The 590-nt window shown below is 55.9% G+C and carries 2 protein-coding genes; both read left to right on the plus strand.

Annotation, left to right across the window (positions count from 1 at the left end; all coding sequences use genetic code 11):
- The coding region (locus tag QEH52_RS20855) for a transposase (RefSeq protein ID WP_308952747.1) at positions 1 to 357 on the plus strand (357 nt) is incomplete at its 5' end.
- Positions 354 to 590 (plus strand): hypothetical protein (locus QEH52_RS20075; protein WP_308952748.1); only part of this gene is annotated, 237 nt, incomplete at its 3' end. The genes QEH52_RS20855 and QEH52_RS20075, both read left to right, overlap by 4 nt.

The raw sequence follows: 590 nt of genomic DNA on the forward strand, positions 1-590 counted from the left end.
ACCTTCCGATACAAAGACTATGCAGACCGCGCGCGAACCAAGTCCATGACACTGAACGGCCAAGAGTTCCTAAGGCGATTCCTCCAGCACATCCTACCCACCGGCTTCGTCAAAGTCAGACACTACGGCCTCTTCGCCCACGCCACCAAAGCCAAAGCACTCGCCACCCTACGAACCAGCCTCAAGCAACAAGGAACCAAAATTGCCTATGCCACCCGTGCCATCCTCGCATTGCTCGCCAAAACCACCATGCCAGCCCTGCCACAGCAGTGCCCCCGATGCCGCAGCCAAAACCTAATCGCCACAGAAATCATGCCTACGCCCGAGCCCCTCGGGCACTGGGCCGGCGCCCCATGAACACGACCATGACACCATCAATCATCCCCAAAAAAGACAGCCGTAGAGCAATCCAGACCCTGCGGACAGACCTACTTGCGCCCAGCCCCACGAATCCACTCAAAAACGGAAAGACGTCCCTGATCCAATCAGGCCAGTTCACCCCTCACCGTAAAGAAATGGGTAATTTGTCATTGCTCAAGCACCTCAAAGTGCTAAACAAAAAGCATGGCAGCCCGAACAATCCCCTTACC

Origin of the sequence: Thalassobacterium maritimum (assembly GCF_031127805.1) — a bacterium.
GTDB lineage: Bacteria > Verrucomicrobiota > Verrucomicrobiia > Opitutales > Coraliomargaritaceae > Thalassobacterium > Thalassobacterium maritimum.